This is a genomic window from Sinorhizobium numidicum (assembly GCF_029892045.1).
Lineage (GTDB): Bacteria > Pseudomonadota > Alphaproteobacteria > Rhizobiales > Rhizobiaceae > Sinorhizobium > Sinorhizobium numidicum.
In genome coordinates this window covers 936,983-955,000 of sequence record NZ_CP120368.1, presented here as the reverse complement: position 1 = coordinate 955,000, position 18,018 = coordinate 936,983, and the positions used below count along the sequence as shown (strand labels likewise).

17 protein-coding genes are annotated in these 18,018 nt (G+C 60.5%); 3 read left to right on the top strand and 14 right to left on the bottom strand.

From position 1 onward, the window contains the following. Positions 1-81: 81 nt before the first annotated feature. The 6 genes from PYH37_RS15615 to coxB all read right to left on the bottom strand — a co-directional run bounded on the left by PYH37_RS15615 (position 82) and on the right by coxB (position 5,425). Complete coding sequence (locus PYH37_RS15615) at positions 82-960, bottom strand: cytochrome c oxidase subunit 3 (protein ID WP_280735827.1); 879 nt, start codon at positions 958-960, stop codon at positions 82-84. A gap of 66 nt (positions 961-1,026) precedes the next feature. Then, positions 1,027-1,626 (bottom strand): cytochrome c oxidase assembly protein, encoded by a 600-nt coding sequence (locus PYH37_RS15610; protein ID WP_280735826.1) that lies wholly within the window; start codon positions 1,624-1,626, stop codon positions 1,027-1,029. 10 nt (positions 1,627-1,636) lie between these two features. Beyond that, positions 1,637-1,777: a hypothetical protein gene (locus PYH37_RS15605; RefSeq protein WP_280735825.1), complete on the bottom strand. Its 141-nt coding sequence runs from the start codon at positions 1,775-1,777 to the stop codon at positions 1,637-1,639. Next, entirely contained in the window at positions 1,777-2,733 is a 957-nt protein-coding gene (locus tag PYH37_RS15600; RefSeq protein WP_280735824.1) for a heme o synthase, read from the bottom strand. Before PYH37_RS15600 ends, PYH37_RS15605 begins: the two co-directional genes overlap by 1 nt. Positions 2,734-2,831: 98 nt before the next feature. Beyond that, positions 2,832-4,520, bottom strand: coding sequence for a cytochrome c oxidase subunit I (ctaD, locus tag PYH37_RS15595; protein WP_280735823.1), 1,689 nt, complete (start codon positions 4,518-4,520; stop codon positions 2,832-2,834). Positions 4,521-4,540: 20 nt separating this feature from the next. Continuing rightward, on the bottom strand, positions 4,541-5,425 hold the full coding sequence (coxB, locus tag PYH37_RS15590; RefSeq protein WP_280735822.1) for a cytochrome c oxidase subunit II: 885 nt from the start codon (positions 5,423-5,425) through the stop codon (positions 4,541-4,543). A 401-nt stretch (positions 5,426-5,826) separates the two neighbouring features. Between coxB and PYH37_RS15585 the strand changes: the two genes are divergently transcribed. Next, positions 5,827-6,357 (top strand): invasion associated locus B family protein, encoded by a 531-nt coding sequence (locus PYH37_RS15585; protein WP_280736059.1) that lies wholly within the window; start codon positions 5,827-5,829, stop codon positions 6,355-6,357. 77 nt (positions 6,358-6,434) lie between these two features. Here the strand turns inward: PYH37_RS15585 and ribB are convergent, their stop codons facing one another. From ribB to PYH37_RS15570, 3 genes are all read right to left on the bottom strand, one after another. Then, entirely contained in the window at positions 6,435-7,535 is a 1,101-nt protein-coding gene (gene ribB, locus PYH37_RS15580) for a 3,4-dihydroxy-2-butanone-4-phosphate synthase (protein WP_280735821.1), read from the bottom strand. Positions 7,536-7,554: 19 nt separating this feature from the next. Further along, entirely contained in the window at positions 7,555-8,652 is a 1,098-nt protein-coding gene (gene aroC, locus PYH37_RS15575) for a chorismate synthase (RefSeq protein ID WP_280735820.1), read from the bottom strand. Between the two features lie 197 nt (positions 8,653-8,849). Then, the gene (locus PYH37_RS15570) at positions 8,850-12,026 is read right to left on the bottom strand and encodes a bifunctional diguanylate cyclase/phosphodiesterase (protein WP_342394667.1); all 3,177 of its coding nucleotides are present in this window, start codon (positions 12,024-12,026) and stop codon (positions 8,850-8,852) included. 300 nt (positions 12,027-12,326) lie between these two features. On the opposite strand from PYH37_RS15570, the gene PYH37_RS15565 reads away from it, so the two are divergent. Next, complete coding sequence (locus tag PYH37_RS15565; protein ID WP_280735819.1) at positions 12,327-12,587, top strand: DUF1344 domain-containing protein; 261 nt, start codon at positions 12,327-12,329, stop codon at positions 12,585-12,587. A gap of 77 nt (positions 12,588-12,664) precedes the next feature. Here the strand turns inward: PYH37_RS15565 and PYH37_RS15560 are convergent, their stop codons facing one another. The 4 genes from PYH37_RS15560 to PYH37_RS15545 all read right to left on the bottom strand — a co-directional run bounded on the left by PYH37_RS15560 (position 12,665) and on the right by PYH37_RS15545 (position 16,054). Next, positions 12,665-13,249 (bottom strand): histidine phosphatase family protein, encoded by a 585-nt coding sequence (locus PYH37_RS15560; protein WP_280736057.1) that lies wholly within the window; start codon positions 13,247-13,249, stop codon positions 12,665-12,667. Positions 13,250-13,301: 52 nt separating this feature from the next. After that, on the bottom strand, positions 13,302-14,120 hold the full coding sequence (gene fabI, locus PYH37_RS15555) for an enoyl-ACP reductase FabI (protein ID WP_280735818.1): 819 nt from the start codon (positions 14,118-14,120) through the stop codon (positions 13,302-13,304). Positions 14,121-14,321: 201 nt separating this feature from the next. Next, the gene (locus tag PYH37_RS15550) at positions 14,322-15,374 is read right to left on the bottom strand and encodes a DnaJ C-terminal domain-containing protein (protein ID WP_280735817.1); all 1,053 of its coding nucleotides are present in this window, start codon (positions 15,372-15,374) and stop codon (positions 14,322-14,324) included. A 224-nt stretch (positions 15,375-15,598) separates the two neighbouring features. Continuing rightward, positions 15,599-16,054 (bottom strand): RT0821/Lpp0805 family surface protein, encoded by a 456-nt coding sequence (locus PYH37_RS15545; RefSeq protein ID WP_280735816.1) that lies wholly within the window; start codon positions 16,052-16,054, stop codon positions 15,599-15,601. A gap of 140 nt (positions 16,055-16,194) precedes the next feature. Here PYH37_RS15545 and pdxH point away from each other — a divergent pair, with 140 nt between their 5' ends. Next, the gene (pdxH, locus tag PYH37_RS15540) at positions 16,195-16,815 is read left to right on the top strand and encodes a pyridoxamine 5'-phosphate oxidase (protein WP_280735815.1); all 621 of its coding nucleotides are present in this window, start codon (positions 16,195-16,197) and stop codon (positions 16,813-16,815) included. Positions 16,816-16,830: 15 nt separating this feature from the next. On the opposite strand, the gene PYH37_RS15535 is transcribed toward pdxH, so the two are convergent. Continuing rightward, the gene (locus tag PYH37_RS15535) at positions 16,831-17,880 is read right to left on the bottom strand and encodes a polysaccharide deacetylase family protein (RefSeq protein ID WP_280735814.1); all 1,050 of its coding nucleotides are present in this window, start codon (positions 17,878-17,880) and stop codon (positions 16,831-16,833) included. Positions 17,881-18,018 lie beyond the last annotated feature (138 nt).

The following is an 18,018-nucleotide window of genomic DNA, read 5'->3' as shown; positions in this document are numbered from 1 at the left end:
CGCGGATCGTGTTTCGCGTAAAAAATTAGGGCGGCTGCGTGACCGCAACCGCCCATGATTATCATCGTCGACGAATTGGCCTTAACCGTGGGCGATCGGCGCACCCCAGCCACCCCAGATGTAGATGGAGAAGAAGAGGAACAGCCAGACCACATCGACGAAGTGCCAATACCAGGCAGCCGCCTCAAAGCCGAAATGATGTTTCGGGGTGAAGTCGCCGCGCAGCGCGCGCAACAGGCAGACCAGCAGGAAGATCGTGCCGACCAGAACGTGGAAGCCGTGGAAGCCCGTCGCCATGAAGAAGGTCGCGCCGTAGATCGAGTCCTTGAAGGCGAACGGGGCGTGTGCGTATTCGTAGCCCTGCACGAAGGAGAAGAGCGTGCCGAGCAGAACCGTCAGCGTCAGGCCATAGACGAGCCCCTTGCGGTCGTCGTGCAGCAGCGCGTGGTGCGCCCAGGTGACCGTGGTGCCGGACAGCAGCAGGATAACGGTATTGTAGAGCGGCAGGTGCCAGGGATCGAGAACCTCGATGCCCTTCGGCGGCCAGACGCCGCCGGTGTAAGCGGCGCGAGAAGCCTGGATAGCCTCTCCGGCGAAGAGGCTCGCATCGAAGAATGCCCAGAACCAGGCGACAAAGAACATCACCTCCGAGGCGATGAACATGATCATGCCATAGCGCAGGTGCAGCGACACGACGCGGGTATGATGTCCCTCATGCCCTTCCTTGATCGTGTCCGACCACCAGCCGAACATGGTATAGAGAACGAGCGCCAGGCCGATGAAGAAGACCCACGGATTGGCAAGCTCCATCCCGAACACCTTGAAGGAGCCACCGGAGAAGTAACGCATATAGCCGACGCCGCCGAAAGCCATGATGAAGGCGCCGATGGAGGCGAGCAATGGCCACGGGCTCGGGTCGATGATGTGGTAGTCGTGATTCTTCTGATGCGCATCGGCCATGTCAGTAATCCCCGATAGGTCTTTCTCTTGTCGTCCGCCCCCGGCTTAGCCGAAACGGACCTCCTGTCAAAGTTTGTTCTCAGATACCCCCGCCTTCGCCTTCACTTCGGCGACCGGCTTCGATGGTTCGCGCGGGTAGAAGGTGTAGGACAGCGTCAATGTCTTGATGCCCTTGGTTTCGACCGACTTGACGATCTCCGGGTCGACGAAGAAGACGACCGGCATCTCCATCTCCTCGCCCGGGTCGAGCGTCGTTTCCGTAAAGCAGAAGCATTGCACCTTGTTGAAGTAGGCGCCTGCCGCCATCGGCGTCACATTGAAGGTCGCCTGGCCGGTGGCCGGCTTCGAAGAGAGATTCTTGGCACGGTACATGACCTGCACGGTCTCGCCGATCCTTACGTCGATATCGCGCTGAACAGGCCTGAACTCCCAAGGAAGGCCGGACGCGGTATTCGCGTCGAAGGTGACCTTCACCTTTTCGTCCAGGATCACATCAGAAGCCTGCTCGACCCGCTGCGTCGTGCCGTTATACCCGGTCACCCGGCAGAACATGTCGTAGAGCGGCACGGCGGCATAGGCCATACCGACCATGCCGGCGACGAAGGCGACGCATGCGCCGACGATTACGCCATTCGAACGCTCTTTCCTTTGTGCTTGCGGGGTCATAGGCAGCGCCTCAATTCACCATGCCGTTGCCGAACTTGATCAGCGTGACGACGTAGAAAAGGACGACGAGACCGGCCAGGACGAAGCCGAGAGCGATGTTGCGGCCGCGGCGCGACTTCCGCTGGGCTTCGCTGAGTTTGACGGTTTCCATCAGACGATACCTCCGGCATTGAGCCAGATCTGGGCGATGACGTGGTCGACCAGGAGGGCCGAGAAGATCGCAAAAAGATAGGCGATCGAGAAAGCGAAGAGCTTCTTGGCCGGCACCATCCGCTGATCTCCTTCAGGCATGCGCAGCACCGCGATCGAATACCAGACGAAGCCCAGCCCCATGGCCGTCGCGAACGCCCCATAGCCAAGGCTCGCAAAGCCGAGGAAGGTGGGACAGATGCCGATCAATGCGGTCAGGACGGCATAAACGACGATCTGTTTCTTCGTCGCCGCCTCGCCGCAGACATTCGGCATCATCGGCACGTCGACGGCCTCATATTCACCCATCTTGAAAAGCGCCAGTGCCCAGAAATGAGCGGGCGTCCAAAGGAAAGTGATGAGAAAGAGGACGATGCTTTCGACCGACACGCCACCGGTCACGCAGGCCCATCCGATCATCGGCGGGAAAGCTCCGGCGGCGCCGCCGATGACGATGTTCTGCGGCGTCGAGCGCTTCAGCCACATGGTGTAGATGACCACGTAGAAGAAAATCGTGAAGGCGAGCAGCCCGGCTGCGAACCAATTGACGGCGAGCCCGAGGATGATCACGGAAAATGCCGAGAGTGTCAGGCCGAACGCGAGCGCTTCCTGTGGCAGGATCTTGCCGGCGGGAATGGGCCGCTTGGCCGTGCGGCTCATGACGGCATCGATGTCTGCGTCGTACCACATGTTCAGCGCGCCGGAGGCGCCAGCGCCGACAGCAATGCAGAGTATCGCGATGAAGCCGATGAAGGGATTGATATGCCCGGGCGCGAGAACGAGCCCGGCAAAGGCCGTGAAGACGACGAGAGACATGACGCGCGGTTTCAGCAGCTCGAAATAATCGCGCGCAGAGGCTTCGGACAGGCGCGGCACGCCCTCCATGCCGACTGCTTCGTGATTGTCGATGACCGTCATGTCTCGTCCCTGTATTTCCTGCGGCCACGACAGCCGCATTTTGCCGGAAGTCCGGCGGGGTGAAGCCGCCGGAAACGGCGGCTTCTGTTCGTTGCTCGTCACTTGATCCGCGGGAGCTGCTCCCACTGATGGAACGGTGGCGGCGACGACAACTGCCATTCGAGCGTGTTTGCACCCTCGCCCCACGGATTGTCGCCCGCGACCCGCTTCCTCGCAAAGGCTTCGGCGACACCGTAGAGGAAGATCAGCACGCCGACGGCGGCGACGTAGGAGCCGTAAGAGGAAACCATGTTCCAGCCGGCGTAAGCATCGGGATAATCGATGTAGCGGCGCGGCATGCCCGCGAGACCGAGGAAGTGCTGCGGGAAGAAGACGAGGTTCACGCCTACGAACATGACCCAGAAATGCAGCTTGCCGATGAACTCGGAATACATGTAGCCGCTCATCTTCGGGAACCAGTAATACCAGGCCGCAAAGATCGCGAAGACGGCGCCGAGCGAAAGCACGTAGTGGAAGTGGGCGACAACGTAGTAGGTGTCGTGCAATGCGCGGTCGAGGCCGGCATTGGCGAGTTGAACGCCCGTGACGCCGCCGACGGTGAACAGGAAGATGAAGCCTATTGCCCAGACCATCGGAGTCGCGAAGCGGATCGAGCCACCCCACATCGTCGCGATCCAGGAGAAGATCTTGACGCCCGTCGGAACCGCGATGACCATCGTCGCGAAGACGAAATAGCGTTGCGTGTCGAGCGACATGCCGACCGTGTACATGTGGTGCGCCCACACGATGAAGCCGACGGCGCCGATTGCGACCATGGCGTAGGCCATACCGAGATAGCCGAAGATCGGCTTGCGCGCGAAGGTCGACACGATGTGGCTGACAATGCCGAAGCCCGGCAGGATCAGAATATATACTTCCGGATGACCGAAGAACCAGAACAGGTGCTGGAACAGGATCGGGTCACCACCGCCTTCCGGAGCGAAGAATGCCGTGCCGAAGTTGCGGTCGGTGAGCAGCATGGTGATGCCGCCTGCCAGAACCGGCAGCGAGAGCAGCAGCAGGAAGGCGGTGATCAGAACCGACCAGGCAAAAAGCGGCATCTTGTGCAGCGTCATGCCCGGCGCGCGCATGTTCAGGATCGTGGTGATGAAGTTAATCGCGCCAAGGATCGACGAGGCGCCGGCAATATGAAGGCCAAGGATTGCGAGATCCATTGCCGGCCCCGGCATGCCGGAGGTCGAGAAGGGCGGATAAATCGTCCAGCCGCCGCCGGCGCCGTAGGCACCGGCCGGACCTTCGACGAACATCGAAAGCAACACGAGCAGGAAGGCCGGCACGATCAGCCAGAACGAGATGTTGTTCATGCGCGGGAAGGCCATGTCCGGCGCGCCGATCATGATCGGCACCATCCAGTTGGCGAAACCGCCGATCAGCGCCGGCATGACCATGAAGAAGATCATGATCAGCGCGTGCGCCGTCGTGAATACGTTGAACATGTGCTTGCCGCCGTCGATGGCAGCGTCGCCCTCGAAGCCGTAGACCATCTGCGCCAGACCGTGGAAGATCTGAATGCCCGGCTCCTGCAGCTCAGCGCGCATGAAGACCGACAGCGTGCCGCCGATGATGCCCGCGATGATCGCGAAGATCAGGTAGAGCGTGCCGATGTCCTTGTGATTGGTGGACAGGAACCAGCGCTGGAAGAACGTCAGCGGCTTGTGCGCGTGGTCTGCATGGCCATGATCGGAGTGATCATGACGGTGATCGTGATGAACGGCTGTGCCAGCCATGGGTCGAGCTCCCCTTCCGATTACTGTGCGGCGTTTGCGGCGACGTCAACGGCCTTCGCCGCGCCATCGATAGACGCCATGAGCGCCTTGTTCGCTTCGCCGAGATTGGTTCCGGCAGCCGCGAGCCAGGCATCGTATTTATCCTGCGCGACAACACGGATGGCGATTGGCATATAGGCGTGATCCTTGCCGCAGAGCTCGGAACACTGACCGTAATAGAGGCCTTCGCGATCAGCCTTGAACCATGTTTCATTGAGACGGCCGGGCACCGCGTCGATCTTCAAGCCGAAGGCCGGCATGGCGAAGGCGTGGATCACGTCGGCTGCCGTCACGAGCATGCGAACGGTCTTGCCGACCGGCACGACAACCTCGTTGTCGACGGCGAGAAGGCGCGGATACGCGCCTTTGTCTTCCTTGCCGAGGCCTGCACGGTCCTCGTCCTTCAAGAGCAGGCTGTCGAAGGAAAGCGGATTTTCGCCGACTTCGTATTCATAGGACCAGTACCACTGGTTGCCGGTCGCCTTTACCGTCAGATCGGGGTTCTGCGGCGGCGTGAGCTGTGCGGTCAGAAGCTGGAAGGACGGAATAGCAAGGAAAAGCAGAACGATGACCGGACCGACGGTCCAGAGGACCTCGATCAGGGTGTTGTGGCTTGTCCTTGAGGGAATCGGATTGGCACTCTCGCGGAATTTGACCACCACGATGATCAGCAGCAGGAGAACAAAGAGTGTGATCGGAATGATGAACCACAGTGTGTAACGCTCAAACCACGTGACTTCTTCCATGATGCCCGTTGCAGCCGCTTGAAGACTCGTCTGCCATTCGACAGGCTGGTCAGCAAAGGCGCTCGAAGCAAAAAGCAGACAGGCAAGCGCTGCCAGAACTGCGTAGGCCTTGTTTTTCACAATGTGTCTCCCCAATGCGCTTGATCAGGATCAAACCGGAAAGCAGAATCCCTGCGATACTGCAGCGCTTCAAACCACAGTTTGACCAGCGCCGCAACATCTGTCCAATTAACCCCGTGCGGCATTTTTGCACAAAGCGGATTTTTCGCACAGACGACCCTCGCGCCACCGTCTGAATTGCGTTAGGGCTGCTGTCCGCCTCGAGTGCATGAGCGGTCAACTCCTGATCGCTAAGCGTGCTCGCCCGACAAATTGAGCGGAAAACGGGCCTCCTACTACGCCGACCCATCGACGCGGGGCCCAATTTCGGCCATATGGCGCTGGAATGTAGACAGCAGGGCTTTTCATTTATCCCAGCGCACTTCAAGAATAGCCCAATGATTCGACGTTTTGAGGTTTACATGGGCCTGTCCCTCTTCTCCCGGCTGCCGGTCCTGGCTGCGCTCGGAATTGCCGCCTTCGTCTTCCCCACCGCAAGCATGGCCCAGCAATCCGGCGGAACGCCCGGGACGGTAAAGTCCAACCACGGTGCGTGGTCGATCGTCTGCGATCAGCCCGCCGGTGCGTCGGCGGAGCAATGCGCGCTGATGCAGAACGTCATCGCCGAGGACAGGCCGGAGGTCGGTCTCTCGGTCGTGGTGTTGAAGACGGCGGATCGCAAGGCGAAGATTCTTCGTGTTCTGGCGCCGCTCGGCGTGCTTCTGCCGAACGGCCTTGGCCTCAACGTCGACGGCAAGGATATCGGCCGTGCCTATTTCGTGCGCTGCTTTTCCGATGGCTGCTACGCCGAGGTCGTGCTCGAGGACGAACTCCTGAAGACCTTCCGGGCGGGAGCAACGGCAACCTTCATCGTGTTCCAATCACCCGAGGAAGGGATCGGCATTCCAGTCGACCTCAAGGGATTCGGCGAAGGCTACGACGCCCTGCCCTGAACGGCATACCCCTCGGAATGAGTAAAACCGCGCTGTGAGGCGCGGTTTTCTTTATGACTGCGCCTTAAAGTCTGCACTTACAGAATGTCGGTCGCGGCGATTTTGATGCCGAAGCCCTCCAGGCCGACATAATGACGCTCTCGGGATGAGATGAGGCGGATCGAGGTGATGCCGAGATCCTTCAGGATCTGTGCGCCGAGGCCGATTTCCAGCCATTCGCTCTCGCGTGCCTGGGCTTCAGAGTGAACTTCGCGTTCGTGCTTGCCCTTCCGTGCAGTCTGCGAAACGCCGACGCCGACCGATCCCTCGCGGAGGTAGACGATGACCCCCCTGCCCTCTCCGGCGATACGCCTCATGATGTGATCGATCTGGCGATCGTTGCCGAAAACATCCGCCCCGACGTTTTCGAGGTGGAGGCGGACCGGTATGTCCACGCCGTCGCGAATGTCGCCGAAAACGACGGCAAGGTGCTGCATCGGATCCCAGGGCAGCGAATAGGCGTGACCCTTCGCCTTGCCGTAGGGCGTGTCGATCTCGAAGCAATTGCCCTTTTCGATTAGCGTTTCCTTGCGCTGGCGGTAGGCAATGAGGTCGGCGACCGACACCTGCTTCAGGCCGTGGGTTTCGGCGAAGCTTTCGACCTGCGGGCCGCGCATCACCGTCCCATCATCATTGACGAGTTCTGAGATGACGCCGATCGGCGGCAGGCTCGCGAGCCTGCAGAGATCAACGGCGGCTTCGGTATGACCCGAACGCATCAGAACGCCGCCCTCGCGCGCTACCAGCGGGAAGATATGGCCAGGCCGCACGAAATCGCTCGGTCCGACATTCGGGTTGGCGAGGTTTCTCACCGTCAGCGTCCGATCGTCGGCGGAAATACCGGTCGTGGTTCCGTGCTTGAAATCGACGGAGACCGTGAAGGCGGTCGTGTGGGCGGAATCGTTCTCGGCCACCATGGCATTCAGATTGAGACGCTTTGCCTCTTCGCGTGGCATCGGAGTGCAGACGATACCGGAGGTATGGCGCACGATGAAGGCCATCTTTTCCGGTGTGCAGTGTACGGCTGCGACGATCAGGTCGCCTTCATTCTCGCGGCCGCCGTCATCGGTAACAACGACGATCTCGCCCGCCTCGAAGGCGCGTATGGCATCGACGACACGCTTCTGATCATAGGACATCTTTCAACTCCGCAAACTACTACTTCAGCCGTCCGGTCTGACCCCGGTCGCGCAGGTAATGATCGGCGATCGTGCAGGCAAGCATGGCCTCGCCGATCGGCACGGCCCGAATGCCGACGCAGGGATCGTGGCGCCCCTTGGTGCGCACGTCGACCTCCTTGCCGTCGCTATCAATCGAACGACGCTCGGTCAGAATGGAGGAGGTCGGCTTGATCGCGAAACGCGCGACGACCGGCTGGCCGGTCGCGATACCGCCGAGGACACCGCCGGCGTTATTGGAGAGAAAGACCGGTTCCCCGCCGGGACCGACGCGCATTTCGTCGGCGTTTTCTTCGCCGCTGATTTCGGCCGCGGCAAAGCCGTTGCCGATCTCGACGCCCTTGACTGCGTTGATCGACATCAGATTTGCGGCAATATCCTGATCGAGCTTGGCGTAGATCGGCGCGCCTATGCCTGCCGGAACGCCCTCGGCGACCAGTTCAACGACGGCGCCGATCGAAGAGCCAGCCTTCCGTATGCCGTCGAGATATTCTTCCCAAACGGGGACGATCGCCGGGTCCGGAGCAAAGAATGGATTGTTGCTTACTTCCGCCCAGTTCCAATTGGCCCTGTTGATCTTATGCTTGCCGATCTGCACGAGCGCACCGCGCACGACAAGCCCGGGCACCACCTTGCGCGCGATGCCGCCGGCAGCGACCCGCGCCGCCGTCTCACGCGCCGAAGAGCGGCCGCCACCGCGATAGTCGCGAATGCCGTATTTGACATCGTAGGTATAGTCGGCATGGCCCGGACGATAACGCTTGGCGATCTCGGAATAATCCTTGGAGCGCTGGTCGGTGTTCTCGATCATCATCGAAAGCGGCGTACCCGTGGAGATCATCGTCTCCCCGTCCTCGTCGAGCATCACGCCGGAGAGCACTCTTACGAGATCGTCTTCGCGGCGCTGCGTGACGAAGCGGGATTGCCCCGGCTTGCGCTTGTCCAGCCACAACTGGAGTTCCGCGAGCGTGAAGCGGATTCCCGGCGGGCACCCATCGACGACGCAGCCGAGCGCCGGGCCGTGGCTTTCGCCCCAGGTGGTGACGCGGAAAAGATGACCGAAGGTATTGTGGGACATGACGGCACTGCTTCCTATAAATCAGAGCGGCATGCGCACGGGAACGCTTGCGTTCCTCATCCCGCTCCAAGACCGTGCAAAAATGCGCGTGCCCTCTCTTACTGCATGGTTGCTTAAATCGGAACCGATTTAAGGACAAAACCATACAGCAATTCAAAGTGCTGCGGCGACCCGACACTTGCCAGTCAAAGCGCCCGTCAAGAGGCCAAGCGGAATCCCTGATTGCTTGCGAAGGCCAGGAAATTCTCGCTGCTCAGCGGCTTGGAGAAGGCATATCCCTGCAGAAGATCGCAGCCTAGGATACCGAGCATTTCCGCATGCGCCATCGTCTCGACACCTTCCGCTACGGTCTCGATGCCGAGTGATCGGCCGATATCGATGATGGAGCGCACCAACGCCTGTTCCGTCCGCGCCCCAAGCACCGGCGCAACGAGTTGGCGATCGATCTTCAGCCGCTTCGGCTTGATCTTCAGGAGACTGACGATCGAGGTGTGTCCGGTGCCGAAATCATCGATCTCGATATCGATGCCGAGTTTCTTGATCCCATCGATGTTGGCAGTCACGACGTCGTCGCTTTCGTCCAGGAAGATAGACTCCACCAGTTCGAACGAGATTTGACCGGGCACGATGCTGAGCCCTTCGAGCGAGGCGAGCAGATCCCTTTCCTGCAGGCGCTTGGCAGAAACATTGACGGAAATCTTCGGAACCCTGAGGCCCGCCGCCGTCCAGCGCATCCGGTCGGCCAGCGACTTTTCGAGAACCAACCGATCGAGCACGGCGGTCACGTTCAGCTCTTCGGCGATCCGCAGGAATCGATCGGGAGTGAGAATGCCCTCGCGCGGATGCTGCCAGCGGATCAGCGCCTCAACACCGGAGAGCGCAAGCGTCGAGGCATCGAACTGCGGCTGATACCAGGGAACGAATTCGTCGCGTTCGATGCCTTCAAGGATTTCGTCGGCAATCCGTTTGGTGGTGACCACCTCGGCCTGTAGCATCGGCGTGAAGAATTGATGCCGATTGCGACCATTTTTCTTGGCTCGGTAGAGCGCAATGTCGGCATTGACAAGCAGCTTGCGCGCGTCCACCGCCGATCCACGTGCAACGGCAATCCCTATGCTGACGCCGAAGCGGCAGGAGAAGCCGTTGTAATCGACCGGCTGGCGCATCTGCGCGGTGATGCGGTCGCAAAGGGCTGCTAGCGCGCCGTCCTCGGGTGCTCCGGAAATCACCACAACGAACTCATCGCCGCCGATGCGTGCGACGATGTCATTCGCCGAGATGCTAGAGCGCAAGATCTCCGATGCATGGACGAGCATCGCATCGCCCGCCGCATGTCCGAGCGTATCGTTGATCTGCTTGAAGCGATCGAGATCGATATGAAGAATGGCGATGCTGTCCGGTGTTTCGGCGCTCGCCGCCGACAGCTGCTCCAACACCCTGTCGAGCATGCGGCGGTTGCCGAGACCCGTCAGCGGGTCGTGGAGAGCATTGTGCTCGATGCGATCCTTGGCGTGAGCGAGCTCCGCATTCTTCACATCGGCCATGGCCTTGGCGGCCCGCAACTGTTCGGTGAGCAACACGTCGTCGCTGACATCGAAGGCGATGCCGATGAGTTTCTTCTGGCCCTCTGGTGATTGATGCAACTTTCCGACGGACCGCACGTGCCGAATTGTACCGTCGGGCAGCACGATGCGTGACTGCTGTTGATAGGCGTCGCGGGTCACGACAGCCTGGCGGATATTCTTGACCACTTGCGGCCGATCCTCCGGATGTACTGTTTGCAGCCACATGTCTCTGGGAATCCTGCCGTCAACGTAGACAAGACCATAGAGCTGGTGCATTCGCTCGTCCCAATAGATCACATTCTCGTCGAGATCGGCTTCCCACAAACCGCAGCGGTAGGAATCGAGCGCGAGGTCGAGCCTCCGCGTAAGTCTCTCCAGTTCCTGTTCCCGCTCCGACAGCTCTTTCAGCGCCTGTTCCAACTCCAAGTTCTGGAGGTCGACCTGCTCTTTGGCCGCCCGCAACCGTTCGTTCTTCAAGACATCATCGGTAACATCCCAGCTAATCCCGGTAATCTTGGCTCGACCGTCGGCGCCGTCGTGGCCGGAACCGACGTTGCGGATGTGGCGTATGCTGCCATCCGGCAGCACGACGCGATACTGCGAACGATACTCGATGCCCGCTCCAAGGCTGCGGAACAGCGTCATCGAAGCGGCGGCTATGTCGTCCGGGTGCACGGCTGCACGCCACTCGTCATAACTGGGTTCACGGCCGTCATGCGCAACCCCGTGCAGATGAAACATGCGGTCGTCCCAGGACCGTTCCTGTGTCTCTATGTCGATTTCCCATATGCCGATCTTCGAGGCATCGAGCGCAAGCTTGAGGCGGTGCGAAAGCGCCATCACTTCGCTTTCGCGCGCCCTCAACCTGGCGATATTGCGCTGCCGCTCATTGACGAGGCCGCCGGTCAACAGGATGGGAATGACGACGATGGCAACCGCGGCCGCGATTGCCAGCCTGATGTCTCCCCCGTTTTCAGGCTCCTGCGTCCAGCCTCGGGCAGGGACTGCTGCCAGTTCCCAAATGCCGCCAGGCAGATGTAGCTCACGAACGACCGGCGCGCTCCGAAAGACTTCGTCCTCACCGAGAAACGCGTCCTGAACATTGTCGCTGACGGAAATGTCGCGAATCGAAAGACGTAGATCGACATGCCGATGGGCGCCGAAATTTTCGGCGCGCTCGTCGCGTTCCTCGAACAGGTGGGCCGCCCGGTAAAGCGCCTTATCGTCAAGAACCGCTTCGACGAAACCCCAGAGGCCGCTATGTCCTTCCGTTTTGGAGAACACAGGCAGGAAGAGTTCGAAGCCGCTGCGGCCGGTCGGCAGGCGAACGGGTCCGACAATGACCGGCTTCACGGCCGAAGCCGCCCGCTCCACCGCCATGCGGGTAGTCCGGAATTTGTTGAAGTCCGTCCCGATGAACCATTCCTGGCTGGCTTTTGGAAAAGCCAAACCGACCACTCCGCTTTGTGCCACCGAAATGCGCACCATCAGCGGGTTCTGCTGAAGCAGCTTCTTGGCCAGCCCGTCGACATCCTCCGGCGTCATATCCGGGCGGATCGCCAGCCCATTCGCGATTCCGTTCAGTGCCGCAATGTTCGCATTGATTTCCGCGTGGAGCCGGCTGGCTATGAGGTTCAGTTCGCCTTCAACATTAATCTTCAGCTCGTTGCGGAAATTTTCGCGATTCTGACGCTCGTATACATACCCACCCATGAAGACGACCATGCCGGCGATAGCCGCCGGAATGAGCGACGGTCTTGCAAGTTTGGCGACCGTGCGGATGTGATGACGCAGAACGGCAATGATCACTGGTTTTTCCCCAATCCGCCGAGCACCGTAGCGTTGGAGTCTTAAGATAGGCTTTCGCGAAATTTCCTTGGAAAACCTGGTGATAGCGCCCGCCGTCAAAGCACGTCGTGAGCGTGTTCACGGTTTGGTTGCTTGAAATTCGCCGCGCCCGCATTCACTCTCCGATCAAGCCGGCCACACGTTTCGGGAAACGATCGGCGGTGTGCCGAAAGCTGCGGTTATACGGCTACTTTTGCCACAATCGGGGATCAAAGGGTGATGACAAGAATATTCGCAGAATCATGGAAGAGGGCAAGAAAGATGCGATTTGTCATTGCCGCGCTCATGGCTACCGCTGGCTTGCTTTCGCCGCTTTCCGCGCATGCCGAAAGCGCCGATGTCGAGGCCGTGATAACCAGTGTGGACACGGACCGGCTGAGCCTGTCGCTGGACGATGGCAAGAGTTATCAGGCACCCGAGGAATTCAATTTCGAAGGACTGAAGGCGGGCGTCAAGGTTCTCGTCTTCTATACCGAGGTCGACGGCAAACGCGTCATCAATGATCTGGAAATCGTCCAGTAGGTCTTCGAGCCAATACGGACGTCCAAATTTCCCTCTCCGGGCCTCATCGATGTTGACTTCGGGAGCGGTCCCCGCGTTCAAAGCCAGCCAATGGAGCCGTCGGCGATCTTCAACAACCTGTCCTGCGGAATGGCGGCGGTGGCCGCCTCATCGGCACTCATTTCACCAAGAAGTTTGAAGAGCGCGCGGATGACGCCCCCATGGCTGACGCAGACGGTGGGTCGCGCCACATCCTTGAGCCAGGCGCCTACGCGCCAGGACAGGATCTCATAACTTTCCGCATCGGGACCGGGGGGAATGAAATCCCATTTGGCCGCCCGTCTTTCGGCGATCCGCCCCGGCACCTCGCGTTTCAGTTCCGGGAGCGTATAGCCCTCCCAGTCGCCGAAGGAGACCTCCTTCAACCGTTCGTCCGTACGATAGGCGAAGGGATCAAGTCCCATTGCGCGGCGAAGGCGCTCCATGGTTTCGCGCGTGCGTCCGAGCGGGCTGCTCACGAAGTCGAAACCGACGGCATCTCGCGCGAGAACTTTCGCTAGAGCGAGACCATTTTCGGTCGCCTGTCGGCGACCGGTTTCGTTGAGGGGAATGTCCTTTTGCCCCTGAAGACGGCTCTCTGCATTCCAGTCCGTTTGTCCGTGGCGAACCATGTAGATGAGCACAGTGTTCACTCCGGGCCAGCCGTCATTGCCGCCTTTCCAGCAATGAAGGAAATCAGTCCTTCAGAACGGAAATATCCGGCGCATCGACCGCCTTCATACCGACCGTATGATAACCGGAATCGACATGGTGGACTTCACCGGTGACGCCGCTCGAGAGGTCGGAAAGCAGGTACAGTGCCGAGTTGCCGACCTCCTCGATCGAAACGGTGCGCTTCAGCGGCGCATTGTATTCGTTCCACTTGAGGATATAGCGGAAATCGCCGATGCCGGAGGCGGCAAGCGTCTTGATCGGGCCTGCCGAGATCGCATTGACGCGGATGCCGCGATTGCCGACGTCGACGGCAAGATAGCGCACGCTTGCCTCGAGCGCCGCCTTGGCAACACCCATGACGTTATAATGCGGCATCACCTTTTCGGCGCCGTAATAGGTGAGCGTCAACATCGAGCCGCCATCGTTCATGATGCGCTCGGCGCGCGCAGCGACGGCGGTGAAGGAATAAACGGAGATGTCCATCGTGCGCGCGAAGTTATCGCGGCTCGTATCCAGGTAGCGGCCCGTCAGTTCATCCTTGTCGGAGAAGGCGATGGCGTGCACGACGAAGTCGATCTTGCCCCACTTCTCTTCGAGCGTCGAGAAGACGGCGTCGATGGTGGCGAGGTCGGTTACGTCGCAATGGCCGGCCATGAAGGCACCGAGTTCCTGTGCCAGCGGTTCGACGCGTTTCTTGAGCGCATCGCCCTGCCACGTCAGCGCAATTTCAGCGCCAGCTTCCGAGCAAGCCTTCGCGATGCCCCATGCAATCGAGCGATTGTTTGCGACGCCCATGATAACGCCGCGCTTGCCATTCATCAGACCCGATGTCTGAGCCATGGAATGTCCCCAATACTGTCTGCCTGCACCAGCCGCCGCCGATGCGAGAGTTCATGAATGTCAATGACGCCGAACCGGCCCCGTGCGGGTGCGGCAAATTGTCGAGCATTGCCTATGGCATAGCCGTCACAGCGGTTCAAGCGCGGTGCGGATCAGGAACTGTTAGTCCCCGTAATATTGGTTCAGCTTGTCAAAAATCCATCACAAATAGAGGCCGTCTCGCAGCGATCGCATCAGATCAGTCACTTTGCCATCCGGTTTTTCGTGCAGCATCAGCCGCAGTTCGACAAGCAAATCGCCGCTTTCCCCGTCGGCACCGCGCAGTCCCTTTCCTGGAATACGGATTACCTTGTCCGATCCCGACCAGGCGGGCACCGCGACGGCGACCGGTCCGTTTGGCGTTTCGATCACGGTCTCGCAACCCAGCACTGCATTCTGCAGGTCCAATGGCAGCGTCGTCAGGAGGTCCAGTCCATGGGTTCGGAACGGCCCGTCCTGTCGAATTCGCAACGTCGCGACGACATCGCCGCGCGTCATCCCGGTGACGCGGTATCCCTGTTCCTTCAAACGGATCGCCTGCCCGTCGGTTGCGCCGGGCGGGACCGTGATCTTTATCGTTTCGCCATCGGGCAGTTCGACTGCGAGGCGCGTCCGGTTGATGACATCCTCGAGGGTCGCATGCACGTCGACCGCAAGGTCCGGAACCTTCTCCGCGGTTTTAGCGATACGGCCGCGAATACGCCGGACGATAGCGGCGACGATATCGGCCGCCGGCGCGGCAGAGCGCCGCACAATTGCCGCCTCCGGGTGCGAAGGCTCCTCCTGTTTCGGCTCAGCGCCCGCTTCCGGTTTGGCACTCGTCGCCGGCTCGGGTCTTTCGACTGCCCGCGAGGGCCTCGGCCTTGAGGCCGGCGATCCCGGCTGCGGCTCGACCCCGAAGATCCGGGAAATCGCCTCCTCCGCCGTCTCGGCGCCAACCGGCTCCTCGGTAGGCTCCGGGCCGCGCATCTTCGCCTTCATCGCCTCCATGCGGCGCAGTTCCGCCTCGCGGCGCACGCGATCGTAATGGTTTCTGAGCACGGGATCGCGCAGGAGTTCATAGGCTCTACCGGCTTCGGCGAAACGCTCCGCAGCCAGCGGATCGTCCTGATTGCGATCCGGATGAACTGTTTTGGCGACGGACCGCCAGGCGGCCTTGATTTCTTCCTGCCCGGCATTGCGACGCACGCCGAGGATTGCGTAAGGATCACGCATGGCTTGGTACCATCTTCTTTGACCGGCGGTTTCTCTCCCCGCTAGCTCCCCTCTCCACGACGAGTGGGAGAGCCGGCGATCGCCTCTTTCCGGGCGATGATCCGGAGAAGTTGCTAAATATCGGTTAGTCCTCCGCCGCATGGCCGGTTGAAGCTGACGGTTTCGAACGCCCGTCAGCCGCTTTGAGACAACGTGGTTAACCGCCTATTTCAGCCGCCGGTGGTTCAGCCGCGGGGGCCGAAGCTCGTAAGGTACCATTCGCCATTTCCGAGTTGGCAGGTGCTGCCGTCGAACTTGGCGATGCCTTCATAGGAATGCCGCGTCGTCGTGAAGCGGCGGCAAAGCATGCCGGAGGCGCGATCCTCCTGGATGCTGCTGATGACGCCGGCGCTGCCGGACCTTGCATTCGCCCACGGGATTGCGTTGGTGCCGCTCTGGCTGATATCGGCGGAGGTCACGGCATTGCGTACGGCTACAGCGTCGGAAAGACCATCCGACGTTTTCGCAACCGGCACTGTGCCGGTCGAGAGCGAGCGGTCGACGCCGGAACTGCCGAAGAGGTCAAGGCCCGTACCCATGCATCCCGGGAGAACGAGAATTGTCAGGCAAATTGCTGCGCTTCGCAGCAACGCGAAGGAAAAACCCTTCTTGCCATCGATCCACTTTGATATGTCTTGCACGGCAATCCTGTCAGACTCGGCAGAGCCGCACGTATCGCGAGAAAGTTCGCAGGCAGGCTCTGACATTTTTCGATGCGGAAACACCAGTCGGGCTCATCCCGAAGCGTCCCCGCGCCAGACACACGGCATTGGAAGGCAATATGACCGCGAACGAGTTAATAACCGGTGACTTCACGGAAGCAAATGAACCCTTTTCCCTTTTCGGCACATGGTTGAAGGACGCTGAGGAGAGCGAGTTGAACGACCCCAACGCGGTTGCGCTTGCGACCGTTGATCCCGACGGCTTGCCGAATGTGCGTATGGTTCTGCTCAAGGGATTCGACGAGCGCGGCTTCGTTTTCTACACCAATTTCGAAAGCCAGAAAGGCCGCGAAATTCTTGCGACGCGCAAGGCGGCCATGTGTTTTCACTGGAAATCGCTGCGCCGCCAGGTGCGTCTGCGCGGCCCCGTCGAAATCGTCTCCGACGAAGAAGCGGACGAATATTTCAGGAGCCGGCCGCGCGGCAGCCGCATCGGCGCCTGGGCTTCGAAACAGTCCCGTCCGCTTGAAAGCCGCTTTGCGCTTGAAAAAGCGGTCGCCGAATATACCGCCCGCCACGCGATCGGCGAAATTCCACGGCCCCACTATTGGTCCGGCTTCCGCATCCGTCCGATCTCGATCGAATTCTGGCATGATCGGCCATTCCGGCTGCATGATCGCGTCGAGTTCCGCCGTCAGGTGCCGGAAGGAGGCTGGTCGAAAGCGCGGATGTACCCCTGACGCCGGGTCGAGCGGCTATCGCGCGACAAGTCGGAACGGAATGCCCGAAGCGAGGGCAGCTACGTGGCGCGTATTCTGAAAGTGGCCGTTGAGCGAAATCCGCGGCAACGCATGCGGATTGGCGCCGGATGAAAGCGTGCCCGGCTCGGTCGTGACCGCGACCGCAAAGCCGAAATCCGCGACCAGGCGGTGGTCTCGCGGCGAGACCGTCGGCCGAAAGCCGTAAGGGTAGGCGAAGCTCAGCGGTCGACGTCCGGCGATCGCCTCGACGCGTGCGGCCGATGTCGAGATTTCGCGACGCGCCTCGTCATCGCTCAGCCTAGCCACCGCACGATGGCTGATCGTATGCGCGCCGAGGCTTGCAAGCGGGCAGTTGATCGATGCGCGAAGACCGTCTTCGTCGAGCGTCAGACGCTCGGTGATCGCGTAAGGATCGATTCCCTGTTCGGCCGCGATGCTGTTTAGAGCGGCAACGGCACTTGCCTCGTCGGCGCTATGAATATGAGCGGCGACACGATCGAATGCGGCCTGCTTTTGCGCGAGGGTGCCGGTCGCCAAAGTCTCCGCGCCCGCGCCGAAATCGAAACGCACCTCGCGGCGCACAGACAGTAAATCGGCCAGCGTTTCCCACCAAAGCGTGTGGGTACGATCGACATAGCCGGCGGTTACGAAGATTGTGAATGGAACGCCGTACCGCTCGAACAGGGGCTGCGCGTATTCAAGATTGTTGCGATAGCCGTCGTCGAGGGTGAAACAGGCGAATGGCCGCTCGTCGGCCGAGACGAGACATCCGGGTAGATCTTCCAGCGGGACAAAGCGGTAGCCGCCGCGCTCCAAAGCCAGGATGGTGTCCTCGAGAAATCCGGGTGTGATTTCCAGATGCGCGTTAGGATCGAAGGCTCGCTCCAACTTGGGGCGAACATGATGCAGGGTAAAGACCGCACCACGCCCGCGCGCGCCCGCCATCAGGCCCGCGCGCGCAAGAACATGCGCAGCATTGAGTCCGCCGGCAATGACGGCGCGCTTGATATTGTTGCGGACCATCCGCGCGAGGCCTTGTTTCATCCGTTTTCCGCTGTCCCGCCACGGCGATGATTCTGTTCGAAGCAGGCCAAGCTCATTCTCATTGCGATCGACTTTTCCGGAGGTAAGACGCGGGGCACGCGCAAAACCACTCGCCCCGCCGCGTTGTCAAGGCGGAGC